Source organism: Flavihumibacter petaseus NBRC 106054, assembly GCF_000974785.1.
Lineage (GTDB): Bacteria > Bacteroidota > Bacteroidia > Chitinophagales > Chitinophagaceae > Flavihumibacter > Flavihumibacter petaseus.
Window position 1 is genome coordinate 384,818 of record NZ_BBWV01000004.1, and the last position, 25,388, is coordinate 410,205.

The following is a 25,388-nucleotide window of genomic DNA, read 5'->3' on the forward strand; positions in this document are numbered from 1 at the left end:
TTGATGTTTATATAAAAAATTCTTAGTGTGTTTTTGCTGTTTCGTGACCATGTGCTTCATCGTGGTGATGCTCTCCTTCAAATGCCTGGCCGATAAACACGGCGGTCAGGTTGGTGAAGATGAACGCCTGGATAAAGGCCACCAGGATCTCAATCACATAGATAAACACCGAGAATGCCATGGATACGGGCGAAAAGCCCCAGCCGGCAACCGAGTTCATCTGACCGAATATGAAGATCAGGGAAACGAAGCTCAGGATTACAATGTGGCCCGCCGTCATGTTGGCAAAAAGACGGATCATGAGGGCCGCAGGTTTGATAAAGATACTCAGCAGTTCCACCGGGATCAGGATCAGCTTTACGGGAAGGGGCACTCCGGGAGGCCAGAATATGTGTCCCCAGAAATGACCATTGGTGCTGAACAGGATCACGATAAAAGAAATTACTGCCAGCAGGGCCGTAAAGGCAATATTACCAGTTACGTTGGCCGCACCTGGCAACAGGCCGAATATGTTATTGATGAGAATAAAGAAGAATACCGTCAGCAGGTAGGGCATGTACTTCTTGTACTTGTGCCCCAGGTTGGGCCGCGCAACATCATCGCGCACAAAGGTGATCACGGGCTCAATGGCGTTCTGCAATCCGCTCGGCGCTTTACCTGCACCTTCCCTTGTATATTTTTTAGCAACACCGGTCATGATCAGCACCAGCACCACCACTGCGAGAAACATCTGCGCTACGTTCTTGGTGATGGAGAAATCATACACTTTCGCAGCTTCATCCACCTGACCGGCTTCATTTACCGCCACAATATGATCGTGTTCATTCCTGTAGCCGTTGTAATCCGCCTTTCCATGTTCGAAACGGGATGAAGAAAACACACTTAAGCCACGCTCGGGAGAATACAGGATTACAGGCAGCGGGAGAACCGCATGATTGTCTCCCATGCTGAAAAAATGCCATTCGTGAGAATCGGCAATGTGGTGAAGAATGGCTTTACCCGCATCGAAACCCTCTTCCTTGCCTTCACCATGGCCTCCTTCGCCTCCTTCGTTCGCCCGGGCGGAAGTGCCCAAAACCAGTAAAACTACGCTGAAAGCCGCTACCAGTATAGATTTCACGCTTTTTGCTGCCATGCGGGTTCTAAATTTTGCGCAAAGATAGGGAGAAGCCAGTGAACGGTAAAACGTCGGAGCGGAAAAGAAGGCCGCCAGCCGAAATATTTTACAGGTTTCCGTTATATTACAGATAATAACTATTTATATTATGCCCGTCCGGCCTTCCGGTTCCCTTCATACTGGCTTTCCACCAGGGAATAATAAGCGCCGCCCCTGGCCATCAGCTCTTCATGTGAGCCGATTTCCCGTATTTCACCCTTATCGAGCACAATGATCTTGTCTGCCTTCCGGATCGTACTGAGGCGGTGGGCGATCACAATGGCCGTTCTGCCCGAAATAAGGGTATCGATCGCCTGCTGGATCAGCTGTTCGCTTTCCGTATCCACACTGGAAGTAGCTTCATCAAGGATCAGGATCGACGGATTGTACAGGAGCGCCCTGATAAAACTCAGCAGCTGCCGCTGCCCAAGGGAGAGGGTACTCCCCCTTTCCATAACCTTATAATCATATCCCCCGGGCAGCTGTTCTATGAATTGGTGCATGCCGATCAGCCTGGCGGCCGCTTCCACCTGTTCCCGCGAAATAGCCGGGTTCCGCAGGGTGATATTCTCCATCACAGACCCGGAGAAAAGGAAAACATCCTGCAGCACCACACCCGTCTGCCGCCGGAGAGCATTCAGCGTGTAGTCATCAATGTTAACGCCGTCAATCCGGATCTCACCCTGCTGGATATGGTACAACCGGTTCAGCAGGCTGATAATAGAGGTTTTGCCACTGCCGGTATGGCCAACGAGTGCTACAGTTTCGCCGGGCTGCACCGTAAAATTGATATCCTTCAGCACGTAACGGGTATCGGTATAGGCGAACCACACATGGTTAAACTCAATCTTTCCCATAACCTTGGCGGGCGCAAAACTGCCTTCGGTTTTGATCACATCATCGTTATCGATCAGTTTAAACACCCGCTCACTCGCTACCATACCCATCTGCAGCACATTGAACTTATCGGCAATCACCCGGAGTGGCCGGAATAACAGGTTCAGAAAAAGAATAAAGGATATCATCTTTCCCGTCAGGGCTGCAGCCTGATCCGGTGGCAGATTCAGACTCTTGCCGGCACCCCACCACACCAGTATAGCGGAAGATACGGCCAGCACGATTTCGACCACAGGGAAGAACACCGAGTAAGCGAATATGGCATTGATATTGGCGTTCCTGTGTTCGCTGTTGATCTTTTTGAACTTCGCATACTCCCTGCCTTCAGCGGCAAAAGCCTGGACGATCTGGATGCCGGTCACATGTTCCTGAACAAAGGCATTCAGGGCAGTTACAGCGTTCCTGACCCGGATAAACGAACGGTTGACCGATTCCTTGAAGATATAGGTGGCAAGGATCAGGATGGGGAATGGTGCCAGGCTGATCAGGGCCAGTTTCCAGTCCACCACGAACATCACCACCAGAATGGAGATAATGGAAAGGAGGTCAGCGATTATCGGGATGAGTCCATCCGAGAAAATCTCGTTGATCGACTCAATGTCATTAATTGTTCTCGTGGTAAGGGTTCCGACAGGCGTTTTATCAAATTGTGACAGGTTCAGATGAAGTACCCTGTTGAAGACCGTAACCCTGAGATCCTTTACTACTGTCTGTCCCAGCCAGGCAGTAATAAATGAAAAAAGGAAACGGAATGCTGTTTCCAGCAGCAGGAACACCATCTGTATGAGGGTGATCCTCACCACCATATCGATCAGGCCATTTTTAATGTAATCGTTAACGGTAATCTGGATCAGGTAAGGTCGCACCGGCGAAAGCACCGCCAGGGCTATGGCCAGTGCCAGGGAGAGATATACCCGGTTCCGGTAGGGCGCAGCCAGCCGGAACACGCGCCGCAGCAAAGCCGTGTTGAAAATTTTCTTTTCTCCGTTCATTCCGGGCAAAGATAACCACCCAGGGTTATTCCTCGTCCTCTACGCCGCGATAGGCTTTGATAAAGATCGCACCAAGATTCTTGTATGGGGGAATGTAATCATCAAACCGCTCGCGGCTTTCGCCGGTAAACTGTTTGCTGAGTTCCTGCCACATCGGCACCCAGTCGATACTGCGGCCATTCCGCAGACTGGTGTTGATGGCATTCAGGATCGGTTCATTCACCGTACGGGTTCCGATCTGTTTGGACGAGATAATATGGGCATCCGGGCTGATCATGAGTACTTCATTCAGGTTATTGTACCCACCGCAGGAACCGAGGATAACGATCCTGGCTGATGGTGTCACCTGGTCAAGCGTCGATTTCACATGGTAGCTGTGGCCGCGGTGGATATAAATTGACGGTTCCAGCCCCTTGTCGTCAAAATAAGCCCGGAGTTTTTGCTGTGCCTTGGCATCCGGGTCATCTTCCCCGTAAAGCGGCTTATTGGCAAAGATCCAGACGGGTTTCCCTTTCGTGGACTTGATCGTAACGAAGTCGGGATTTTCGGTTATGGCCCAGTCTGCTTTATTCCTGAACAGGGTCATGAAGTTGGCATAGCTGTTCTGGCCGTCCTTATCTTCATCGCCATAAAAGAATACCTGCTGCACAATCCGTCCGGCGGTATCCAGCAGCCGCTCGTAAGGTACCTGGTAAACAGGAGGTATGCCCAGTATTTTGGAGATGTCAGTATGGTTGGTACTGTCAGCCGACTCGAAGAGGGATTTTTCAATAAAATATACTTTCTGGCCATTGGGGTCGCCGTTTCGCTGGCAGCGGTCATAGTTCTGACGGGCCTCTTCCAGCATATTGGCCGCGAGTGTCTTGTTCTTCTCGAAAATGCTGCTGTAGGCATCAGCAACGTCTACGGCATCTTCCACATTGACGAGGGAAGTATTACGTTCCAGGCCGAACATGAAGGATTTCATCAATACAGTAGCATTGCTGTCCGGCATCAGTTTCAGCAGGGTGTCGAGCTCGTTGTAGGCGGCCGCCATTTTAATGAACTTCCGGAAATAATCGAAGTTCATTGTCATGAAAAGACTATCGGTCGGTGTGCCTTTCAGCCTCTGGATGATCCGTTTAAAAACACCCCGGTAGCTGGAGGTATAGATTTCATCTTCTCCGAGCACGCAGAGATAATACAGTTCATGTGGCTGCAGCGGTTCCAGTACTTTGAACCGCACCGGATCGGGTGAATTGTGAAGGCCATTGATCTGACTGATATAAAACTGGCGGGCCTTGTTTTCCATCCTTTCCACAAGTGCTTTCCTTTCCATTGGAGTATCGCGCTGAATCATCCTGGCAGTATGCTGCATCCGCACTTTTACCATAAGGCGGTAGTATTCCAGGTCATTGCCCTTTACCTTGTCGATTTCGTCAAAAGAGATTTTGCCCCGGTAGATCTCGTCTATAAACGGGAAATACAATTGCCCGCTTTTACTGCTGGCCATCTCTGCCACCACTTTTACAACGGGATCGGGGTGTATCTTGATATAGCGGGCCAGCGCATCATTGGCAGCCGCAAAATCATATACTTTACGGGGATCGCGACGGGCTTCGGCAGCAATCAGGCTATCCCGTTTCGGGTAGTTGAGGTTCGTTTTCAGGAAGGCCATGGTCCTTTCCGGGTAGAGCTGCAGGTATTTAATGGTCAGGATATCCTTACTGGCCGGCACCCCCTTGTTTTCGGGGTAGCTAAAGCAATCCACCAGCGTTTTGCCTACCCAGTAGTGATTCTCGCGCACCACAGGGTCAATTCCCTTGTTATTGCGGTCCAGCTCCATGGAGGCTTCAAATCCTTTTACCATCTGTGGTACCAGTGCAGCTGTGAAAAGGCGGCTTTTCACGCCCTGGCCTGCCTGTTTTACCAGTATTTCAAGGCCTTTCAGGTATTTTTTCTTTTCATTGTCCTTGAATACAGAATCCATCTCGATCTCCATTTGCATGTTGTCTACCTCATCGATGATGGCAAATCTTACCTGGCCGTTAAAAGTTTCGTCTTTGGTAATGGGAATATAGCCCCGTATGTAGGACCCGGGCTGGGTATAGAGCTTTTTTTGCTCCTTGTCGATATTTTCGTGGAAAATCAGCCTTCCACGGTCGATCACGTATTTCGGGGCCGCGTTCTGGGCGGTTACCATTCCGGTAATCAGGCTTGCCAGGAGTAATGACAATAATCTGTTCATAGATATCGGGCGATTCAAAGGTACGTCCAATAGTGAAGAACGCAATTACCCCCCCTTTGCGTATGCAAACCGCTTAACAATTTCATAATCGGTTGAAAAATCAGGGGTTACACAAGGGCATTAACTTTGCGTAAACAAATTGTTAATGGACACCAAGGGAAAAAAGATACTCATTGCCGACGACGAACCGGATATCCTGGAGATTATTCAGTATAATCTACAGGCTGAGGGGTATGAAGTATATACGGCAAAGGATGGTGATGAGGCTTTGGCGCGGGCAAAACAGATCAAACCGGATCTGATCATACTTGACATCATGATGCCCAAAAAGACCGGGGTGGAGGTTTGCGAATTATTGCGGGCGCAGGCGGCTTTCAAAGATACCCTGATCATATTCCTGACAGCGTTGAACGATGAAGGCAGCCAGATGAAAGGCCTCGACACCGGCGCGGATGATTACGTAAACAAACCGATCAGTCCAAAGTTGCTGCTGAGCCGGGTGAATGCCCTGTTCCGCCGGGTCAGCAAAAAAGACGCACCGGTCAACGGGGTACTGGCCATAGAAAATATGGTAATCGACCCGCATAAGTTTGTGGTGATGGTCAACCAGGAGGAGAAAGTGCTGGCAAAAAAGGAATTCGAACTGTTATACCTGCTTGCTTCCCGGCCCGGTAGGGTATTCCTCCGGAATGAGATCCTGAACCAGGTATGGGGGAACGACGTGATTGTAGGCGACAGGACCATCGATGTGCATATCCGGAAGATTCGTCAGAAACTGGGGCTGGATTGTATTACCACTGTAAAGGGTGTAGGATATAAATTTGACCTGTAAACACCCTGCCCCCCGGGGCAAATACCGGAACCATGTTCAATTTTAAAAATCTATCACCCCGGCAGGTGGCCGGTGTGCTGGCATTTTCAATTGCCGCACTCGTCAGCCTGGCGAACCTCGCGCTCGATAAATCCTGGAAGATAGCCTTGATTTATTTTGCGCTTCTTTTCATTGTCTCCTATGCGCTGATCTTCTATTTCCTGCAGCAATTCATCTACCGGAGAATCAAACTCATCTACAAATTCATTTACCAGACCAAGGCCAGCAAGCGGGAAGAGTTTTACAACAAGTACATCATTCCCCAGAAGAGCATTGACGAAGTGAAGGAAGATGTAGAGAAATGGGCAGAGCAACGGGAAGGCGAGATCCGGATGCTGAAGAAAAATGAAGCTTTCCGGAAAGAATTCCTGCAGAATCTGGCGCATGAATTCAAGACGCCGATTTTCGCCATCCAGGGCTATGTGGATACATTGCTCGGCGGCGCCATGGAGAATACGGAGGTACGGAAAAAATTCCTTGAAAATGCCAGCCGCAATGTAGACCGGCTGGTGAACCTGATGACGGACCTCGACGAAATCTCAAGATTGGAATCAGGCGAACAGGTGTTGTATAAACAATACTTTATCATCCAGGACCTGGTAAGGGAAGTTATTGAATCGCTTTCCATCAAACTCAGCCAGAAACAGATTACTGCGTCCATAAAAAAAGGGTGCGAGTCCCCTCCCATCTATGTCTTTGCTGATAAGGAAAAGATCCGTCAGGTAGTGATCAACCTGGTGGCGAACGGTGCCAAGTACGGCAAACCAGGAGGAACCATTGTAGCCAGCATGTACAATACAGATGAATTCAAAGTACTGGTGGAGATCAGTGATGACGGCATCGGGATTGAAGAAGAACATCTGCCCCGCATCTTTGAACGTTTTTACCGGACTGACAAAGCACGTAGCCGCGATAAGGGCGGTACCGGACTTGGTCTTGCCATTTGCAAACATATTATTGAAGCGCACGGAGAATCCATGCATGTGCGCAGTAAGCCGGATGTCGGCACCACGATCGGCTTTACACTCCCTTCCAGCAAAGAATAAAAAAGCCAACGTATGGAGATACACCGGCTTCACTGCATGAGAAAAAGCTAACGCTTTTGTACACAACAACTGAGATATGTATGACAGCCCAAAGCTAGGGCTGCAGTGTTACTGCAATTTGACCTGCACATTACGGAACTATGAAAAAAAGCCCGTCACCAGAGTGACGGGCCCTCACATTCAAACCATAGAAATCAGTAAGTATTGTTTTTCGGATTGAAGCTGGTCCAGCCCTCCATCCAGTTGGTTGTACCAAATGCTCCGCGGAATGTTGTCGGTGTGAAGAACACATCCATCCCGGTAAAGTTGCCGCCTGTCAGCGCAGGAGAGCCGGCTTTCGGCAAGAAGTTGGGCGCGTTCAGGTTGAACGGATCAGTCAGTTGTACATCATCGCGGGATGGCAGCACAGTGTTACCCTGGGCAGCAGCAAAAGCCTGAAGCTGTGCAGCCGTGAAAACTGTGGAGGCGGGGTCGGGAGCCGGGTTACCGCTACCATCTTTCTTGTCTTCAGAAGTATAATACGGATTTTTATACACTGCAATGATATTGTCCATGAATTCAGACAAACCATCTTTATAAGCCTGCGCGGTCTCTTTACTTTCCATAGAGAATCCCGCCTTGCGATGGCCGATCAGGAGAGAGTTGCGCAGCACGAAACGGGTGGAACGGCGCCAGCGGTTGCTGTAGCCATGGTTGGCGCTTGAACCGGTGGTATCGTATGGTCCGATCAGCGTAAGATTGCTCAGCTGGGGGCGTGTAAATGGTTCTGTCTGTGTACCACTGCCATCATTATCACACTCAATGCCGTTGGCCTGATCTGTATCTGCCGGCTTGTCGCGAAGGGAAACTGCATATTGGATCTTTCCGGTATAGCCAAAGTCGAAGTCATAGTCATCATCCATTGTACCGAAAGCAACCAGGTTTTTACAATTTACAGTACCGCCAAAAAATTCGTACGCATCATCACCACCGTAAGAAACCTGAACGTTCTCAATAATAGTACCCGCACCAACACCGCCGAAGGTGATGCCGTTGATCTCTGAACCCGGCTCGGCAGCGATACCGGAAAATTCAACCCTTACATATCGCAGGATACCACTGTTGTCGTTAGGATCAGTTCCGCCGTAGGGGCGGCCGATTCCGCCCTCAATAATGGGCGCTGGTGATGTGGGACGGTTGGTGGGTGCTTTGCCCAGCAAAATAATACCTCCCCAGTCGCCGGGCTGACGTTCGCCGGCAGCCTTACCGGAGGTGAAGATGATCGGTGCGTCGGGGCGCCCATCGGCTATGAGCTTGGAACCCCGTTCAATAATCAGCGCACCTTTATCTGCCACATCGCTTTTGATAATGGTGCCTGGTTCAATAGTAAGCGTAGCGCCATTGTTCACATATACATACCCCTTCAGTGTATATACACCTGCTGCAAGGGTACGGCTCTGGTCAATCGTTCCGTTCAGCACCTTGCTGGTGGAGTCTGTCCCATCCGGCGGATAGTTGTATTCGTCGCCCACTTCCACCTTGATGCAACTGCTGATCATGAGTGCACTCACTGCAACTGCTGTTATTTGCTTTACCAATTTCATACCTCTTTGTTTAAAAATTTCTGGTTGTTTTACGGTCTTTATTTGCGTTTCTTAAGTTCAAAATCGTAGGTGAAGCCGATGGTGATGGTGGTTCCCGGCTTGTAACTGCTGAAGATCCTGTCCTCACCGTTAAATGCTTTACCTGAGCTCCTGTTCTCGTAAAGTGTAATGGAGTTGTTGAAGATGTCGCTTACACTGAGTTTTAATTCACCTCTCCTTTCCATGATCTTGCGCGATAACTGGAAGTCAAGCAGGTTCCGCGGACGTTCATAGATATCCGGGAATTCCTGCTGAAATTCTCCGTTGACATCCTTGGTAGGCGTGCTGCCTACGAGTGCCAGGCGCGGTCCGATGACATTGTACAGGAGCGTTGCACTGAAAAGCTTGTCTGAAGTATACTGGATACCGGCATTCACGAGATATGGCGACTGTCCCTGGATCGGACGGTTGCTGTTGATTGGCTGTCCTGATGTTTCGTCGGGAAAGCTGACATCAGAGAACAGGTAAGTGATGTTTCCGAAAGCAGTCATGTTGCTGAGCACTTTGCTGCCCTTGTTCAGGAAATCGAGGTTTTTCCTGAATTCAAGTTCTGCTCCATAGGTATTGGCGTCTGTGGCGTTCTGATAAAAGTATTGGCGGCGGTCTGCATTGGAACCCGGATCAAGCCTGAACTCGATGGGATTCTTGAAATTCTTGTAAAAAGCGCCAACAGAAAAAGTTTCTCCTGCTGCAGGATAGATTTCATACCGTACATCAAAGTTGTTGATCTTGGTACGCTTCAGGTCCGGGTTACCCACGATGCCGTAGTTGGCTTCATAATCAAAGAAGGCAAACGGAGCAATCTCCCTGAACTCTGGCCGTGCAACAGTCTGGAAGGCTGAGAAGCGAAGGTTGTTTTTGGTGTTCAGCGACCAGGTCAGGTTGACGGAAGGAAGGAAGTCCCATGTTTCCTGGTCAACATCCACTCTTTTGGCTTCCTGGTTCTTGGTAGTCAGGTACTGTTCAAAAAATTCCAGCCTGGCTCCCCACACTAATCTTACTTTTTCACTCAGCTTGTTGTCAAACATGGCGAAACCAGAATTGATGGTGGAGATACCAAAATACTTATCCTGATTGTTGGTAAAGTCGTCCAGCACAAATCCTGTTCTGCTGATATTTTCTTTTTTAAAGATCTGGTCGTAGGGAAGTGATGCCAGTTCCTGGTTGAAGTTGGATTGATTGGTTTCCACATACCGGAAAATGCGACTCTGGAAATCGCGGAAACGAATGATCGTTGAAGCGCCGCCCTTGAATTGCTGCTTTTGTCCAAACAGTTCGAAAGGAAGGGTCAGTGCTCCCGAAGCCGTAATCGTATGATCCTGCAGGTCACTCCAGAAACGGCGGGTGTCATCGGGATCGATTTCAAATTTATTGCTGCCGATCGCACGCACATACTGCTGCGTGCGCAGATCGGGCTGGGAACGGGTAACGAGTGAATAACCGGTGTTCCAGCGGAACTTCATCTTTGCCAGTTTCAGCTGGTGATCGCCCTCAAATTGTCCGCTGTAAAAGCTTCTCTGGTTCAGGAAAGAGGAATAAAAATTGATATCCTGGTTCCGGTTGGAGTTAAGTCCGGTGCGAACGAAGTAGTTGTCGTCATAGAACCGGTTGAAAATATTCTTGAAAGAGATTTTGTTGTTCTTCTGGGCATAGGTGATATTCACCAATGCACCGATATTGGTCTGGTAGCGGTTCTGGTTATCAGTCAGCTGAAAGATAGGTGTGGCATCAGACTGCAACAACTGGCGCTGCACATCATATTTCAGCATGGTGTTGCGATATATGACAGATGCGATAAAGCCCAGTTTAGCATCATTCTTCAGTATGCGTGTGGAACCATAGGCAAGATTGTAGGTTTGTGCTGGCCTTGCAGTGGCATTCGCCTGGGCGTACACATCATCACGCATGAGCTGCGATTTGGAGATCTGGTCATCAACAGGAAGTGCGCGGTATTCCTGGGGAGTTGCCGGAAATGCGGAAGGGAATTTCCTTGTTCCGTTATCCCATCCCAGCCAGTCTGTGCTGGTGCGGGGGTTGCTCGTGAAATCCCTGAATACTGAATTCAGGTTGAACCCCAGCTGGAAACCGATAGAAAGGAAATCTTTTGTAGGTACATCCTTTGTCTGCACCTGGATCAGGCCACCGGCAAATTCACCGGTCAGTTCCGGGGTGGCTGTTTTATTGATCACAATATTGTCGATCATATTCGCGGGGATCACATCAAAGGAGAATGCCTTGCGGTCCGGTTCACTTGAAGGCAGCTGCGAGTTGTTGATAAAGGCGGCATTATACCGGTCGCTAAGACCACGAACGATTACGAATTTGTTATCCTGGATACTGGCGCCGCTCACACGCTTCAACACTTCACCCGTAGTGCGGTCAGGTGTCCTCCTGATCAGGTCGGCTGCTATACCGCTGGATACTGCTGTATTGTTCCGCTGAAGATTGATGAGTGCGCTGGTAGTTTCTTTCCGCACTGAACTTCTTACTACTACCTCTCCCAGTTCTGATTTGCTTTCGAGTACAACAGAGAGTGTATTGTCTTCACCTGATTTCAGTTCAACATCTTCAAGTGATTTGGTGGTATATCCGGCACTCGAAATCTTAAGGGTGTATTTCTTTCCGGGTTCCAGCTGCAGGGTAAATCTTCCTTCCACATCAGCGGCTGTTTTACGGTTGGTACCATCTACTGTAATGGTAGCACCAGGAACAGCTTCGTTACGGGAATTGATCACTTTTCCGCTGAGCCTGAGGCTGCTTTGGGCAGAAAGTTTCAGCAATGCGATCAGAAGAAAACTCAGCAGAAATAGGGTCTTTTTGCGCACAGTGACTGGTTTGTTTGCGCGCAAAACTAGTTGCGTAATGTTACCGTGTTGTTATTGGCTGATTAACGAATTGTAACGCTAATATTACCGGAATGTTACCTCAGAAGCGGAATTGCAGCCGAACCGTCAGAACGTTGTCGCTCAGGTCTTTGGTATATCCCGGAAGATGGGTGGATTCGTTGGTGACAAAGTCGTACCAAAGTACCAGTTTGAGGTTCTGGTTGATATAATTGAGGTAACCCAGCCCGAGTGTATTGTAGCGGATATCCGCGGCGTGGTAATTGCCTTCTTCCCTGATGTCCTTCCCCCTGACCTTGGTATTCGGATCGTACCAGTCATATTTGGCTGCAAACTGGTGCTTTCCGATGGAATGTAACAGGTAAAAGAATGCACCGTTAAACGGTCGCGTATAGAGAGGTTCAGTTGGTAATCCCCCGGGGGTCTCACTGGTCAGGGCCAGTGATGTCTGGCGGCCGAACCAATACTCAGCCCTTACGATGGTTTTACTTTTGGGATGCTTGAACTCCCATTGCATGTCTGCACCAGCATATTGCCTTGGTGCCTTGCTGCCCACATTGCCTTCGCTGGAATCCACCACAAAACCCTTTCCCTCTTCCATATTATATATGTACTTCGAGCTCTGCATGAACCCGCCATACAGCAAAGACATAGCAGCAGACAATTTTATTTTCGGGGTTAGCTGCCTGGGTTTCATCCCGGCCCGCATGATCAGGTCTTTATAGGAATCATATTCCGTTGGTCCGGTGAGGCCCTGCCCATTGAATACGCCAAAGTCCACCTTTAACCACGCATACTTGTGACCTTTCCGCCTGGGTTCAAAACTGACCATGGCCCCCAGGTCGCGCTCAGTGCGCATCAGGGTCTGTGACATCCGTCCCCTTTCCGGCGATTCCCGGTCAATGGAGGACAGGTTGACTTCGTAACCGAAAGGCCGGGCAAACATCCCCATGGCCAGGGTAAATACTTCCCACCGGTTTTCGAATACCCTGCCCCAGAAATCCCGGATAGCGACCCCCCTTTCGGTGCCATCGAACTGAAAGGCAAACTGCACACTGGCCTTTTCATCTTTATTGAACCGGGTATAATCGAACCGGACCCGTCCTCTCCTGAGCATAAACCGGCTGTTCACATTGGGAGGGAAATCCGGACCAGCAAAAGTGCGGATACCCTTTTCAGATGCCAGCTGGAACTGGGGCTGCATATAGCCAATGATGGTGAGGTAATTGTACTTTTCGTAGATGCCCAGCAGGTTCTTATTGGTCATTTTTGACGTGTCCATCATATCCATCAGGAACTGGGATTTCGCATGAAAGTTTAGTCCCAAACACATGAAAACCAATAGAAAAAGATTCCTGAAGTACCGTGAAACCTGCGTTAACGCCATATTACCAAATTATTAACGGCCGCAAATGTAGTTCCGGAATGCAGGCTGGACGGGACTTTCCATGTTAAGGAATTATTATCAACTGGAAAAAGCCTTAACTGGAGCCGAAAGACTCTATTTTTGCGCAAAATTCAAGTATGTCCATATCGTCCATCCTGAAATTATTCACTCCCAAGGACAAGGTTTTTTATTCCTTATTTGAAGAGGTGGCTGGTACTGTGGCTAAAATGGGCCGGTTGATGAAGGATGTGGTCAACGAGACTGATTTCGACAAAAGGGCGGCGCTGATCGCCCGGATGGAAGACCTGGAACATGTAAACGACGATCTTACCCACAAGATCTTTACTGAATTGGGCCGGAACTTCATTACTCCCTTTGACCGGGAAGACATTCACTACCTGGCCAGTTCCCTTGACGATATCTGCGACTATATTTTTGCTTCTGCCAAAAAGATCAATTTCTACCGTGTTAACCCCAACGATCCCGGGATCCAGAAGATGGCTGACCTGATCGATCAGGGTGCGGACCAGATCCGGAATGCGGTGCTTGAACTCCGGAACATGAAAAACATGCGGCAGATGACAGATGCGCTGGTTAAGGTAAACAGCATTGAAAATCAGGCCGATGATATATTTGACCTCAGTATTGACCGGTTGTTTGAAACAGAACCCGATGCGAAAGAGGTTATCAAAAAAAGAGAGATCTACCAGGTGATGGAAATCGTTACAGACAAGTGCGAAGACGCCGCCAATGTGATCGAAAGCATCATCATCAAATACGCGTAACCACTCCTTCGTATGACCTTTCTCGTTATCATCATTGTTCTCGCGCTGGTTTTCGATTATATCAATGGATTTCATGACGCGGCCAACTCCATTGCCACTATTGTTTCTACCAAAGTACTGACGCCGTTTCAGGCGGTTTTGTGGGCGGCATTCTTCAACTTCGCCGCCTTTTTTATTTCCAAATACTGGATCGGGGAATTTAAGATCGGCAATACGGTAGCGAAATGGGTGAATGAAGATTTTATCAACCTGCATGTGGTTTTCTCGGGATTGATCGCAGCCATCGCCTGGAACCTGATTACCTGGTGGTTCGGCATTCCTTCCAGCTCCTCCCATACGCTGATGGGTGGATTTCTTGGCGCGGCACTTGCGCACGCAGGGGGACTCAGCCAGAATGGGCACAATGTGGTAAACTATGCCAAGGTAATTCCAACTTTCCTGTTCATTTTCCTGGCGCCACTCATCGGTATGGTGATCGCCTATATTATAACGGTGATCATCCTGAACATCTGCAGGAAGGCTATACCGCACAAGGCCGACAAATGGTTCAGGAGGCTGCAGCTGGTATCCAGCGCCCTCTTCAGCCTCGGGCATGGCGGTAATGATGCCCAGAAAGTTATGGGTATCATCGGTGCAGCCATCATTTACCACGATAAGATGAAGGGCATTTCCATGGATTTCAACACTTTTGTCAATATCTACTGGTGGGTACCGCTGGCCAGCTTTACTGCAATCGGTCTCGGAACACTGAGTGGTGGCTGGAAGATTGTCAAAACAATGGGAACCCGTATTACCAAAGTTACACCGCTGGAAGGTGTTGCCGCTGAAACTGCAGGTGCAGCCACCTTGTATCTTACCGAGCATCTGGCCATTCCCGTTAGTACCACGCACACCATTACCGGAGCAATTATTGGTGTGGGCGCAACCAAAAGATTATCTGCAGTCCGCTGGGGTGTTACGATCAACCTGTTATGGGCCTGGATCCTGACGATCCCCGTCAGCGCCCTTTTTGCAGCGATCATTTACTTCCTGGTGAAATTGTCCGGAATCTAACCAGCCTTCCCTTCCATCGCCTGTTTGGAGCTGCTTTTTGTTTATCTTGTGCCATCATTTGATAAGCATGAAGGGAATTATTTTAGCAGGTGGTTCCGGTACCAGGTTACATCCGATCACTTTTGCCATCAGCAAGCAGATCATGCCGGTTTATGATAAGCCGATGATCTATTATCCGCTTTCTACACTGATGCTTGCCGGTATCAATGAAATTCTCATCATCAGCACCCCCCACGACCTCCCGTTATTTCAGAAATTATTGGGTGATGGCACGCAGCTTGGCCTCCGGCTGAGCTATGCAGAACAACCGGTTCCCAATGGACTCGCACAGGCCTTTGTAATCGGTGCCCCCTTCATCGGCACAGACAAGGTTGCCCTCGTTCTGGGAGACAATATTTTCTACGGAAGTGGCCTGGGAGAACAACTGGCAAAAAACAGTAACCCTGACGGCGGTATTGTATATGCGTATCATGTAAGCGATCCGGAACGCTATGGCGTAGTGGAATTTGATCAGAACAAACAGGCACTGTCGATCGAAGAGAAACCCGCGAATCCTAAAAGCAATTACGCCGTACCAGGGCTCTATTTTTACGACAACGAGGTAGTGGAAATAGCTAAAAACCTTCAGCCCAGTGCAAGAGGTGAATATGAGATCACCGACGTTAACCGGGAATACCTGAGGAGGGGCAAGCTGAAAGTGTCTATCATGGATCGCGGAACCGCGTGGCTCGATACCGGCACCTTCGACTCGCTCATGCAGGCTTCGCAGTTCGTACAGGTGATCGAACAACGGCAGGGAATCAAGATTGCCTGCGTTGAGGAAATCGCCTGGCGGAAGGGTTTTATCAATAACCAGCAACTGGAAACGATTGCGCAACCTCTTCTGAAAAGCGGATATGGTCAGTATCTTACGGGACTTTTAAAAGAATCAAACCAGTATAAAGCAAACATCAGCAAATCATGAGCAAAATTCTTGTAACGGGAGGATGTGGATATATCGGGTCACACACACTGGTTGACCTTGTTGAAAACGGGTTCGAGGTAATTTCCGTGGACAATAACTCACGGTCTACCCCACATATTCTCGAAGGCGTGGAAAAGATCACCGGCCAAAAGATCAAGAACTACAAAGTTGATCTCTGCAACTTTGACGATACCTACGCAATTTTCCAGGAAAACGAAGACATCACCGGCATTATTCATTTCGCGGCATTCAAGTCAGTAGGTGAATCTGTTGCCCAGCCGCTGATGTATTTTGAAAATAACCTGACGAGCCTGATGAACCTGCTCAAATGTGTTCAGGAATTCAAAGTGCCCTATTTTGTCTTTTCTTCTTCCTGTACTGTATACGGAAATCCGGATGTGATCCCGGTAACGGAAAGCACACCGCCCAAACCTGCAGAATCCCCCTACGGGTATACCAAACAGATGGGCGAACAGATCATCAGTGAATTCGCCAAGATTCATCCCACGCAATGCATCCTGCTGCGGTACTTCAATCCTGTTGGCGCCCATCCCAGCATCGAGATCGGGGAACTGCCGATCGGAAGGCCCGCCAACCTTGTACCCGCCATCACACAGACTGCCATCGGCAAATTGCCGCAAATGACCGTTTTCGGTGATGACTACGACACCAGGGACGGCAGCTGTCTTCGTGATTTCATCCACGTTTCCGATATCGCTCATGCCCATACCCTGTCGCTGCAGTACCTGATCCAGGGACGCACCTTGAAATTCTGTGAAGTTTTCAATCTTGGAACAGGAAATGGCGTAACAGTACTGGAAGCAATCAGGGCGTTTGAAAAAGTGAGCGGAAGATCCCTGAACTATGTTATTGGTCCACGCCGGCCAGGTGATGTAATTGCCATCTACGCCAACAACGAACATGCTGTCAACGAACTTGGCTGGAAGATCCGGTATTCACTCGAAGACATGATGAGCACCGCATGGAAGTGGGAATTGCGGATCAAGGAGGATGAAGCCTTCTATCTTGTTCAAAATGCAAAACTGAACTAACTCAATACGAAACATATAAAATCGAAACATGCTGAAAGATATCCAGGTAACAGGGAAAAAAGATACCCGCAGCGGATTTGGTGATGGCATTGCCGAACTCGGCCGCAATAATCCCAATGTTGTTGCGCTGACCGCCGATCTTGCAGGCTCACTGAAACTTAATCAGTTTATCAAGGAAAATCCTGACCGTTTTATTCAGTGCGGTATCGCGGAAGCGAATATGATCGGCATCGCTGCCGGATTGACCATTGGAGGAAAAATTCCATTTACAACCACATTTGCCAATTTCTCTACCGGCCGCGTATATGATCAGATCCGTCAGTCCGTAGCCTATAGCGGCAAGAACGTGAAGATTTGTGCTTCACACGCGGGGCTGACACTTGGCGAAGATGGCGCAACCCACCAGATCCTGGAGGATATCGGCATGATGAAGATGCTTCCTGGCATGATGGTGGTAGTTCCCTGCGATTATGCGCAAACCAAGGCAGCCACACTGGCTGTCGCCGATCACGAAGGACCCGTTTACCTGCGTTTCGGACGTCCGGTATGGCCGATCTTCACTGAAGGACTTCCATTTGAACTCGGCAAGGCACAGATCCTGAACGAAGGATCTGACATCACACTGTTCGCCTGCGGCCACATGGTCTGGATAGCGATCGAAGCTGCAAAACAGCTCGAAGAGAAAGGCCTGAGTGTTGAAGTCATCAATATTCACACCATCAAACCGCTGGATGAAGCTGCAGTTCTGGCCTCTTTAAAGAAAACCGGCTGCGCGGTAACAGTGGAAGAGCACAATATTCTTGGTGGTCTGGGAGACAGTATCGCGCAGGTTGCTGCCCGTCACCTTCCCACACCGATCGAATACGTTGGCACCAATGACACCTTCGGTGAAAGTGGTACGCCAACACAACTGCTGGAAAAATACGGACTGAACGCAGACCATATCATTAAGGCAGCTGAGAAGGCGCTCGAACGCAAAAAATCCTGATACCTGCATGGAGGATAGCGAGCTTCTATTGCAATTCAGATCTCCCGAAACCAGGGAGAAAGCTTATACAGCCATCATCCGCAAATACCAGGAACGGCTGTACTGGCATATCAGAAGAATGCTGGTGGACCATGATGACAGTAATGATGTTCTGCAGAACGTCTTTATCAGGGTGTGGAATGGTCTGGAAAACTTTCGCGAGGATGCCAGGCTTTTCACCTGGCTCTACCGGATTGCGACAAATGAATGCCTCACCTTTCTCGACCAGAAAAAACGAAGAAGTTCGGTACCGTTGGGAGATGTTGAAGAAGGTTTGGCCAACCAGGTAAAAGCGGATAAGGACTTCGATGCGGCAAAAATTGAATGGAAGCTGCAACTGGCCATCCAAAGGCTGCCGGAAAAGCAACGCCTGGTGTTCAACCTCCGGTACTTTGATGAGATGCCATACGAAGAAATGAGCAGGATCCTGGAAACATCAGAAGGGGCTCTGAAAGCTTCCTATCACCATGCGGTAAAAAAAATAGAAGACTTTATCCTGAATCATTAAACTTTGACCCATATCAGCGTCTAATAGTTGATGAAACCCGAAGCCCAAATAGCAGCAGAAATGTTGTCAATCAGTCCATGGTTGGCGGAAAAAGGCAGACAATCAATGCCTTATGGCATTCCTGGGGGCTATTTTGAAGGTTTTCCCGACAAGATGCTGGTCTTGGCCAGAAGCGCCTCGGAACTCGGAGATTACACTGATAATCAAGATATTGTCATTGATCCAATAGATTCCAGATCCGAAACGGAGGGTCTGTCGACCCTACTCGCCGGAATTTCCCGCAAGGCACCTTTCAATGCGCCCGAAGGTTATTTTGAACAACTGGCAATACCGGAGAATGTTGGAGACCCGGAAATTTCCCCTGTTTTGACCCGTTTGAATCCCTACGCCGTTCCGGAGCGTTATTTTGACGCCTTTCCTGAAAGGATGCTTGCTGCAGTGACGCCGTCACGAAAACTACCTGCGCGCGTGTTCCCCATGGGCCGGAATATTTTACGGTATGCCGCAGCAGCAGCCATTACCGGTATCATTGCCCTGGGAGGCTGGTACTACCAATCGAAAAACGGAAGCATAAACGGAGCCGATGCCGGCAGCCAGGAAAGCGTAACCCTTCAATTGGAAAAAGAGCTTAACCAGCTGAGCGACGATGCCTTTGCAGATTATTCATTTCTGCCACCAGCTGGCGAAATGCCACCGGCTGCACTGGCCAATAATGATGACGACCTGAACGCCAACGATATTCATTTCCTGCTGGAAGATATCAGCGACAAGTCGCTGCAGGAATTTCTTGCTGATCAGCCTGGTAAAATGGCCTCACCATCGAACAACTAACGCTTTGATATGAAAAGGATATTTACCCTGCTTTTTACCATCTTTTTTCTGATCACTGCTGCAACGGCACAGCAACCCCGGCCGGGTGAAAGGGTTGAAGCATTAAAAATCGCCTACCTTACGAAAAAGCTGAACCTCACTACAGATGAAGCACAGCGATTCTGGCCGGTATACAATGCTTACATGGCTGAATTGAAGAAAGTCAGGATTGAAGGACGCAGCATGGATGAACTGGAAAAAGACGAAAAGGTGCTGGCAGTCCGAAAAAAGTATTACAACGATTTCAGCAAGGCGCTCAACCCGGAAAAAGCCAATCAGTTCTTCCGGTACGAAAAAGAATTTTATGGCTTTGTTGCCAAGGAATTACAGGACCGAAAAGACAATCGCCAGCATAAGCAGCAGGATTAACCGAATACAGGTGTTTTGATATCGTGATAGAACAGGAATTTCCATCCTGCAGCCCGGCCTTCTTCCCACCACTGCTGACGCAATTCCATCGCCTTTTTTCCATCCGCATCATATTTAGCGACAAACTTGCTTTTCATCTGTTGCAGCTGCGGCGCATTGTCTCCACCAAAAAATACAGTTTCTCCTCCATCAACAATTCGAAAGACCTGGTGGTAAGGGCAGTGGCCGCCAACGAGTTCATATTTGATATAGCCGTCAATCACACCATCTCCGTCGAGCCAGTGCACATTGGCAGCATCTTTAAGACATTCGATCTCGTGTGGCATATAAGACGGGAACCCCTTCTCCATCGCAAATGCAAATTCCTGCCGCTGAACATAGTAGGTCGCATCAGGAAACGCCAGTTCATACTTCCGGGCTTGCGGATTCAACCGGCTGATACCGCCTGCATGATCCTTATGAAGGTGACTCATCAGGATTTTTGTAACCTTCCCGGGGTCTATGCCGGCTTCCCGGAGATTCTGAAACAACTGCAGTTCACCGTTCTTTTCGAATCCAAGGCCCGCATCCAGCAGCAACACATCTTCCGGAGTAATGATTACAAAGGGTTGAATCTCGACAAGTAAACTTCCTACCGGACGATCCTGGAGTTCATCTTTCGACGTATCGAAAGGAATAAACAATTTTGTTTTGTCGATGGTGAAAGACCCTTCTGAAAGTGGCAATATAGTCAAGTGAATCAATTATAGGTTGTTAACGTAATACCATCTGCCGGTCGGCGTCAAGCCTGATCATGATAAATAACAGTACGGTAAAGGTAAGCAACGCCGTTCCGCCGTAACTGATAAATGGCAGGGGAATGCCGATCACAGGAGCCAGGCCAACAGTCATACAGATATTGATGGCAATGTGAAAGAACATGACTGATGCAACGCCGTAGGCATAACACCGGCTGAACACACTGCGCTGTCTTTCCGCTATGGTAATGATTCGCATCAGTAACAGGAAATAAATCCCCATCAGCACTGTACTGCCGATAAAGCCGAAGCCCTCCCCTATTGTACAGAAAATAAAGTCAGTTCGTTGCTCGGGTACAAATTCATATCGTGTCTGGGTGCCTTTCAGCAAACCTTTCCCTGACAGGCCACCACTGCCGATGGCGATCTTACTTTGTTTCACGTTGTAATCACCGTCATCCTTCTTTTTGGTGCCGGATGTCTGTTCGATCTCAAGCGCTTCCCGGGCATCTTTTGGAATATAGTCCTTACCAATCGTATCGTAGATCCGTTTTACCTGGTATGGCTGCAATACATTGTCGAAGATGTATGGTACGGCAAAACGCTGGATGCCTACGCACACAAACCAGATACCCATGATGAGGAACAACAGTCTTCGCCTGCGTTTGATCTGCCGCCGCAGCAAATAAATAGCAAGCGCTGCAACGGCAGTCAGGATGATAGCAAGCGTGTTGGGCTCCATCAACAACGTCGCCACAACCAGTACTGCCAGCGAAAATCCGATAATCAAAACTCCGGCAGGAAGACCTTCCCGAAACATGACCAGGAAAAATGAAAAATAAACCAGCGCCAGTCCGGTTTCATGTTGCATGATGGAAATGACCGCCGGTGCCAGGGCGATTGCAGCTGCAATCAGCTGACTGCGCGTTTTGGAAAAATCTGTTTCAACCCTTGACAAATACTTGGCCAGTGCGAGGTTTACAAACACCTTACACAATTCGGCCGGTTGCAGTTGAAATGCCCCGAACCGGATAATGGATTGAGTGCCCTTTACCTGCGTATGAAAAGGGAAAACCAGCAGCAGCAGGATCATCCCGAAGGCATACCACAGGTTTGCAGTAGCGGTGAAGAACTTACTGTCCGTCAGCAGGATGAATACAGCGAGCACACCACCAATTCCGAAGAATAGAAGCTGACGGCTGTAATCTGTTTTAAAAGACAGAAAGGATTGCAGGATCGGATCTCCCTCCCGGTAAGTTGCAGCAAAAATGCTGAGGATGCCGATGGATACCAGGATGATGTACAACCAGACAACCAGCCAGTCGATCCCTTTTGATATTTCGGGTTTCTTTTGCGTCATGGTCAGGTACGGGAGTTTTTGATAGTTGGTCTTTCAGGGATAATGGCGTCCGTATTCAACTTTACAACCGCCGGAACTGGTTTGGCCGGCTTAGGTTTTGCCTTCTTCTCCGGCTCGGGAACATACCGTGGAACGGGGCGCTCCATTAATTTTTTGATGGCAGAACTATCGTTGGTAGACTTGAACCAGTTCCAGGCCCTGATAGAATCAGCCTTGTATTGCTCACGCACCAGCCATCCGGGCATCAGGTTCGCTCCCGATACTCTTTCCACTTCTTTCAGCCTTTCCGTGCGCAGGGTATCATTGAGGTACTTTTCCATGAGCAGCGCTGCGATAGGGCCGGCCCAGGTAGCGCCAAACCCAGCATTCTCCACCACCACGGCAATGGCGATCTTCGGATTTTCTCTCGGCGCAAAACAAACGAACATGGAGTTATCCTTCAGCTTAGTACGTCTGCCGTCAATCATCCGGTAGTTTTCTGCCGTACCTGTTTTGGCACAAACATTAATGCCTGGAATACGCGCAACTCTTGCTGTACCTACGTCTACCACATCCTGCATACCACTGATCACCGTTTCATAATCAGCATCAGAAATATGGGTCAGTACTTCATTCTTTCGGCGGTATTTATTCAGCAAAGTATCTTTTCCCGTTTCACCGTCAATTTTTTCCACGAAGTGAGGGGTATAGAAATAACCTTTATTGGCCACGATGCAAACGGCATTCGCCATCTGCAATGGCGTGGCGAGCAATTTATCCTGGCCAATGCCGATCGTCACCATAGTACAGGAATTCCATGAACCCCTGTATTCCTTGTCATATGCTGCCGTATCGGGAACATTGCCACCATCTTCACTCGGCAGATCGATACCGGTCCGGTGACCCAGATCAAAACGGGAAAGATAGTCATGCCAACGGGTCAGACCTTCTCTTGCATTGCCATACTTGTTGTTGTCGATCGTCAACCGGAAAGCGTTTGAGAAAAAAGAGTTACAGGACCATGCAATGGCCAGCCGCAGGTTGGCGGCATGTCCTGACCAGTGTTCCGTGCATTTTACCGGTCTCCGGCAGCCATAATAAGCGCCATTGCAGCCAATTCCACTCGCCGAAGTGATCACACCTTCATCCAGGGCAACCAGTGCACCTAAGGGCTTATAGGTAGAGCCGGGAGGATACTGCCCCTTAATGGCACGGTTCAATAGCGGGCTGCTGACGTCCAGGAACAGTTTATTGAAGTTCTTTTGCTTGTCCGGGCCGGTAAGCAGGTTGGGATCGAAATGCGGTCCGCTCGTCATGGCAATAATACCGCCTGTTTTCGGTTCGATGGCGACAACGGCACCTACTTTATTGGACATCAGCTTTTCCGCGAGTTGCTGCACTTCCACATCAATATAGGTACGCAAATTCCGACCGGCTATTGCAGCCGTATCGTAAATGCCATTCTCATATTTCCCTACCAGCCGGTTTTTATTGTCTTTGATCATGTATTCCACCCCCCTTTTGCCCATCAGTATCCTTTCATAGTTCTGCTCCAGTCCACTGCGGCCGACAAAGTCACCCAGCCGGTAGAAATTATTGGACCTCTTGATGATGTTGGAATCTGCTTCTCCGATATAGCCCATGATATGCGCTGCGGCCTGGAAGGGATAGGTACGTACCGGTCTTTCCACGAGACTGAATCCGGGGAACTTATAAATGTTCTCCTCCAGCCGGGCATGTACCAGCGGCGGGAGCAGATCTTCGAATATACTTGGACGGTAGCGGCCGTTTTTCAGGATGGATGTAACGATGCGCTTCTTGAACTCGGTGGTATCGATTTCCAGAAGCTGGCAGAGATAGGCTGTATCTACCCCCTTGATCTGGTTAGGCGTCACCTCCAGGTCATACATGATGGTATTATTCAGGATGGCTTTTCCTTTCCTGTCATAGATAATACCACGGTCGGGATATTTAACCTTGGGGTAGACGGCATTGTTCATCGCCAACTCCTTGTATTTGCCGGAAACCAGTTGCAGGTTGATCAGTTGGGCGATGATCACCAAAAATATTCCGGCCATAATCAGCCGGATAACGGTAGAACGGGATTGGTTGAAAACAGACAACGCAAAATGCAATTAGAAGTTAAAACTACACCTGGCAAGCACCGTTTTCAAGAGGGAAACCCCTTGGTTTGAGCCGGATTTTCGCTAAGTGAAAACAGCTACGCAAAAGTAAGGCTATATCCTTTGCCTACGCCGTATTCGTGCGATAACGTTCTTTCCGGTAGAACAGCAGTTCTGTTATCAGGATGAGTAATAAACTGATTGCAGTCATCACGCCGATTTTTCCGATAAAAAACCAGAAATCGTTCCCCAGGGTCAGCCATTCAAGGAAAACAAGATAGGTGTGGTGGAGTATGGTCAACACCAGTACCAGCAGGAAATAGGGCGCCCATCCCATACTATGGATCGAAGGTGAACCGTAACTCTGTTCTGCGCCTTCCTGGCGGATCAGCAGGTTTACCAAAAAAGGCCTTACATAGGCGATCAGCACGCAGGGCGCTGCATGCAGTCCGGGGAAACCCAGGAAGTAATCGAGTGTCAACCCGAAGAAAAAGGAGATGACCATCAGCCATCCCCTGCCAATGTTGAAAGGCAGCCAGATGATATAGAGAAAATAAAGATAGGGAACAACAAACCGGTGCAGCGGCGGGATCTTGTGCAGTACGTAGACCTGAACAAGAATGAACACCATGAATCGGATGATATTTTTTACCAGGTCACTCATTGGTCTTTTTTGTTGCCGACTCCAGTTGCAGTTGTTCTGCAGCCTGGCTGTTCTGCACTACGTACACATATTGCACCACGGAAAAGTTCGTAGCAGACTTCAACCGGAGCGTATAAAAGTTAGAGCTGGGGTCGTTCTGGAAGGTATCCACCACGCCCACCATGATATTCGCGGGGAAGATAGATGACAGCTCACTGGTCAATACACTGTCCCCCCGGGCAATCTTTACATTCTTGGGCACATTTCGCATCTGCACATACTGCGGGCTGATGCCATCCCAGCTGATAGTGCCCCGTTCACCGGAATTTTTAAGCTTTGCATCCACCTTGAACTGGCGGCTGAGCATGGTCATAACGGTGGAAAAATTGGCGCTTACGTTCACCACCCGGCCTACCACACCTGTCGGGCCGATAACGGCCATATCCACCTTTACCCCCTGATCTGCACCCCGGTGGATGGTCATGAAATTGTTCTGGGTTGTGAGGAAATTGCCCACAACCGCCGCATCCATATAATGATATTTCTGGTATTTGAAAAGAGAATCGACGCGGATGGAATCCACCACAATCGTGTGCAGGGTATCCGCAGGCTGGTAGTTACTCCGCAACTTTTCCCGCAGATCGACATTCTCCCGCACCAGTTCCGCATTAGCCTTCTTAAGCTTGAAATATTCGGTTACCGTCTGGTATCTTTCGTTGATCCTGCCCGTTATTTCGCTCGCTACACCCATAAAAGCCGCTTCGTGAAAGCGGTTATACCGGAAGAGAAAATAAAGCGACAATGCCTGCAATGCAAGGAAAAAAAGGAAATTGAAATAACGTCTGATGAACAGAAAGATATTACGCATGTTGTCCCT

At 49.0% G+C, this 25,388-nt stretch carries 21 protein-coding genes; 10 read left to right on the forward strand and 11 right to left on the reverse strand.

Translation table 11 applies throughout. The annotated features are described in order from the left end of the window. Nucleotides 1-22 precede the first annotated feature (22 nt). The 3 genes from atpB to FPE01S_RS21085 form a co-directional block, all read right to left on the reverse strand. A complete protein-coding gene (atpB, locus tag FPE01S_RS21075; protein WP_046371056.1) occupies nucleotides 23-1,135 on the reverse strand; it encodes a F0F1 ATP synthase subunit A in 1,113 nt (370 codons plus the stop codon). 128 nt (nucleotides 1,136-1,263) lie between these two features. Continuing rightward, complete coding sequence (locus FPE01S_RS21080) at nucleotides 1,264-3,045, reverse strand: ABC transporter ATP-binding protein (RefSeq protein WP_046371057.1); 1,782 nt, start codon at nucleotides 3,043-3,045, stop codon at nucleotides 1,264-1,266. Nucleotides 3,046-3,070: 25 nt separating this feature from the next. Then, nucleotides 3,071-5,272 (reverse strand): hypothetical protein, encoded by a 2,202-nt coding sequence (locus FPE01S_RS21085; protein WP_046371058.1) that lies wholly within the window; start codon nucleotides 5,270-5,272, stop codon nucleotides 3,071-3,073. Nucleotides 5,273-5,417: 145 nt separating this feature from the next. Between FPE01S_RS21085 and FPE01S_RS21090 the strand changes: the two genes are divergently transcribed. Beyond that, entirely contained in the window at nucleotides 5,418-6,104 is a 687-nt protein-coding gene (locus FPE01S_RS21090) for a response regulator (RefSeq protein ID WP_046371059.1), read from the forward strand. A 32-nt stretch (nucleotides 6,105-6,136) separates the two neighbouring features. Further along, nucleotides 6,137-7,189, forward strand: coding sequence for a sensor histidine kinase (locus FPE01S_RS21095; RefSeq protein WP_046371060.1), 1,053 nt, complete (start codon nucleotides 6,137-6,139; stop codon nucleotides 7,187-7,189). Between the two features lie 194 nt (nucleotides 7,190-7,383). Here FPE01S_RS21095 and FPE01S_RS21100 read toward each other — a convergent pair whose 3' ends face one another. The 3 genes from FPE01S_RS21100 to FPE01S_RS21110 all read right to left on the reverse strand — a co-directional run bounded on the left by FPE01S_RS21100 (nucleotide 7,384) and on the right by FPE01S_RS21110 (nucleotide 13,041). Beyond that, nucleotides 7,384-8,772 (reverse strand): beta-helix domain-containing protein, encoded by a 1,389-nt coding sequence (locus tag FPE01S_RS21100; protein ID WP_046371061.1) that lies wholly within the window; start codon nucleotides 8,770-8,772, stop codon nucleotides 7,384-7,386. Nucleotides 8,773-8,810: 38 nt separating this feature from the next. Continuing rightward, nucleotides 8,811-11,636, reverse strand: a complete 2,826-nt coding sequence (locus FPE01S_RS21105) for a TonB-dependent receptor (RefSeq protein ID WP_046371062.1) — start codon at nucleotides 11,634-11,636, stop codon at nucleotides 8,811-8,813. Nucleotides 11,637-11,736: 100 nt separating this feature from the next. Continuing rightward, nucleotides 11,737-13,041 carry a putative porin gene (locus FPE01S_RS21110; RefSeq protein ID WP_217998253.1) on the reverse strand — a complete coding sequence of 435 codons (1,305 nt, stop codon included), beginning with the start codon at nucleotides 13,039-13,041 and terminating at the stop codon, nucleotides 11,737-11,739. Between the two features lie 137 nt (nucleotides 13,042-13,178). Between FPE01S_RS21110 and FPE01S_RS21115 the strand changes: the two genes are divergently transcribed. The 8 genes from FPE01S_RS21115 (at nucleotide 13,179) to FPE01S_RS25185 (ending at nucleotide 19,669) form a co-directional block, all read left to right on the forward strand. Beyond that, nucleotides 13,179-13,826, forward strand: coding sequence for a DUF47 domain-containing protein (locus tag FPE01S_RS21115; protein WP_046371064.1), 648 nt, complete (start codon nucleotides 13,179-13,181; stop codon nucleotides 13,824-13,826). A 12-nt stretch (nucleotides 13,827-13,838) separates the two neighbouring features. Then, entirely contained in the window at nucleotides 13,839-14,879 is a 1,041-nt protein-coding gene (locus FPE01S_RS21120; RefSeq protein ID WP_046371065.1) for an inorganic phosphate transporter, read from the forward strand. Between the two features lie 67 nt (nucleotides 14,880-14,946). Continuing rightward, on the forward strand, nucleotides 14,947-15,843 hold the full coding sequence (gene rfbA, locus FPE01S_RS21125) for a glucose-1-phosphate thymidylyltransferase RfbA (RefSeq protein ID WP_046371066.1): 897 nt from the start codon (nucleotides 14,947-14,949) through the stop codon (nucleotides 15,841-15,843). Continuing rightward, a complete protein-coding gene (gene galE / locus FPE01S_RS21130) occupies nucleotides 15,840-16,895 on the forward strand; it encodes a UDP-glucose 4-epimerase GalE (protein WP_046371067.1) in 1,056 nt (351 codons plus the stop codon). The genes rfbA and galE overlap by 4 nt, the downstream gene beginning before the upstream one ends. 28 nt (nucleotides 16,896-16,923) lie before the next feature. Next, nucleotides 16,924-17,883, forward strand: coding sequence for a transketolase family protein (locus FPE01S_RS21135; protein ID WP_046371068.1), 960 nt, complete (start codon nucleotides 16,924-16,926; stop codon nucleotides 17,881-17,883). A gap of 7 nt (nucleotides 17,884-17,890) precedes the next feature. Further along, on the forward strand, nucleotides 17,891-18,430 hold the full coding sequence (locus tag FPE01S_RS21140; protein ID WP_046371069.1) for an RNA polymerase sigma factor: 540 nt from the start codon (nucleotides 17,891-17,893) through the stop codon (nucleotides 18,428-18,430). 60 nt (nucleotides 18,431-18,490) lie between these two features. Further along, nucleotides 18,491-19,261, forward strand: a complete 771-nt coding sequence (locus FPE01S_RS21145; RefSeq protein WP_157474119.1) for a hypothetical protein — start codon at nucleotides 18,491-18,493, stop codon at nucleotides 19,259-19,261. 9 nt (nucleotides 19,262-19,270) lie between these two features. Beyond that, complete coding sequence (locus FPE01S_RS25185; RefSeq protein ID WP_052956074.1) at nucleotides 19,271-19,669, forward strand: hypothetical protein; 399 nt, start codon at nucleotides 19,271-19,273, stop codon at nucleotides 19,667-19,669. On the opposite strand, the gene FPE01S_RS21155 is transcribed toward FPE01S_RS25185, so the two are convergent. The 5 genes from FPE01S_RS21155 to mreC form a co-directional block, all read right to left on the reverse strand. Then, the gene (locus tag FPE01S_RS21155) at nucleotides 19,666-20,403 is read right to left on the reverse strand and encodes an MBL fold metallo-hydrolase (protein WP_046371071.1); all 738 of its coding nucleotides are present in this window, start codon (nucleotides 20,401-20,403) and stop codon (nucleotides 19,666-19,668) included. The genes FPE01S_RS25185 and FPE01S_RS21155 overlap by 4 nt on opposite strands. Nucleotides 20,404-20,422: 19 nt before the next feature. Beyond that, the gene (gene rodA, locus FPE01S_RS21160; RefSeq protein WP_046371072.1) at nucleotides 20,423-21,766 is read right to left on the reverse strand and encodes a rod shape-determining protein RodA; all 1,344 of its coding nucleotides are present in this window, start codon (nucleotides 21,764-21,766) and stop codon (nucleotides 20,423-20,425) included. 2 nt (nucleotides 21,767-21,768) lie between these two features. Further along, nucleotides 21,769-23,880 carry a penicillin-binding protein 2 gene (mrdA, locus tag FPE01S_RS21165; RefSeq protein WP_369403735.1) on the reverse strand — a complete coding sequence of 704 codons (2,112 nt, stop codon included), beginning with the start codon at nucleotides 23,878-23,880 and terminating at the stop codon, nucleotides 21,769-21,771. Nucleotides 23,881-23,995: 115 nt separating this feature from the next. After that, nucleotides 23,996-24,532 carry a hypothetical protein gene (locus FPE01S_RS21170; protein WP_046371074.1) on the reverse strand — a complete coding sequence of 179 codons (537 nt, stop codon included), beginning with the start codon at nucleotides 24,530-24,532 and terminating at the stop codon, nucleotides 23,996-23,998. Next, a complete protein-coding gene (mreC, locus tag FPE01S_RS21175; protein ID WP_046371075.1) occupies nucleotides 24,525-25,379 on the reverse strand; it encodes a rod shape-determining protein MreC in 855 nt (284 codons plus the stop codon). Before mreC ends, FPE01S_RS21170 begins: the two co-directional genes overlap by 8 nt. Nucleotides 25,380-25,388 lie beyond the last annotated feature (9 nt).

What these genes read in the sequence shown, in the direction of transcription:
- atpB (WP_046371056.1), bottom strand. Translation starts at nt 1,135, where the DNA reads ATGGCAGCAAAAAGCGTGAAATCTATACTGGTAGCGGCTTTCAGCGTA.
- FPE01S_RS21080 (WP_046371057.1), bottom strand. Translation starts at nt 3,045, where the DNA reads ATGAACGGAGAAAAGAAAATTTTCAACACGGCTTTGCTGCGGCGCGTG.
- FPE01S_RS21085 (WP_046371058.1), bottom strand. Translation starts at nt 5,272, where the DNA reads ATGAACAGATTATTGTCATTACTCCTGGCAAGCCTGATTACCGGAATG.
- FPE01S_RS21090 (WP_046371059.1), top strand. Translation starts at nt 5,418, where the DNA reads ATGGACACCAAGGGAAAAAAGATACTCATTGCCGACGACGAACCGGAT.
- FPE01S_RS21095 (WP_046371060.1), top strand. Translation starts at nt 6,137, where the DNA reads ATGTTCAATTTTAAAAATCTATCACCCCGGCAGGTGGCCGGTGTGCTG.
- FPE01S_RS21100 (WP_046371061.1), bottom strand. Translation starts at nt 8,772, where the DNA reads ATGAAATTGGTAAAGCAAATAACAGCAGTTGCAGTGAGTGCACTCATG.
- FPE01S_RS21110 (WP_217998253.1), bottom strand. Translation starts at nt 13,041, where the DNA reads ATGGCGTTAACGCAGGTTTCACGGTACTTCAGGAATCTTTTTCTATTG.
- FPE01S_RS21115 (WP_046371064.1), top strand. Translation starts at nt 13,179, where the DNA reads ATGTCCATATCGTCCATCCTGAAATTATTCACTCCCAAGGACAAGGTT.
- FPE01S_RS21120 (WP_046371065.1), top strand. Translation starts at nt 13,839, where the DNA reads ATGACCTTTCTCGTTATCATCATTGTTCTCGCGCTGGTTTTCGATTAT.
- rfbA (WP_046371066.1), top strand. Translation starts at nt 14,947, where the DNA reads ATGAAGGGAATTATTTTAGCAGGTGGTTCCGGTACCAGGTTACATCCG.
- galE (WP_046371067.1), top strand. Translation starts at nt 15,840, where the DNA reads ATGAGCAAAATTCTTGTAACGGGAGGATGTGGATATATCGGGTCACAC.
- FPE01S_RS21135 (WP_046371068.1), top strand. Translation starts at nt 16,924, where the DNA reads ATGCTGAAAGATATCCAGGTAACAGGGAAAAAAGATACCCGCAGCGGA.
- FPE01S_RS21140 (WP_046371069.1), top strand. Translation starts at nt 17,891, where the DNA reads ATGGAGGATAGCGAGCTTCTATTGCAATTCAGATCTCCCGAAACCAGG.
- FPE01S_RS21145 (WP_157474119.1), top strand. Translation starts at nt 18,491, where the DNA reads ATGTTGTCAATCAGTCCATGGTTGGCGGAAAAAGGCAGACAATCAATG.
- FPE01S_RS25185 (WP_052956074.1), top strand. Translation starts at nt 19,271, where the DNA reads ATGAAAAGGATATTTACCCTGCTTTTTACCATCTTTTTTCTGATCACT.
- rodA (WP_046371072.1), bottom strand. Translation starts at nt 21,766, where the DNA reads ATGACGCAAAAGAAACCCGAAATATCAAAAGGGATCGACTGGCTGGTT.
- FPE01S_RS21170 (WP_046371074.1), bottom strand. Translation starts at nt 24,532, where the DNA reads ATGAGTGACCTGGTAAAAAATATCATCCGATTCATGGTGTTCATTCTT.
- mreC (WP_046371075.1), bottom strand. Translation starts at nt 25,379, where the DNA reads ATGCGTAATATCTTTCTGTTCATCAGACGTTATTTCAATTTCCTTTTT.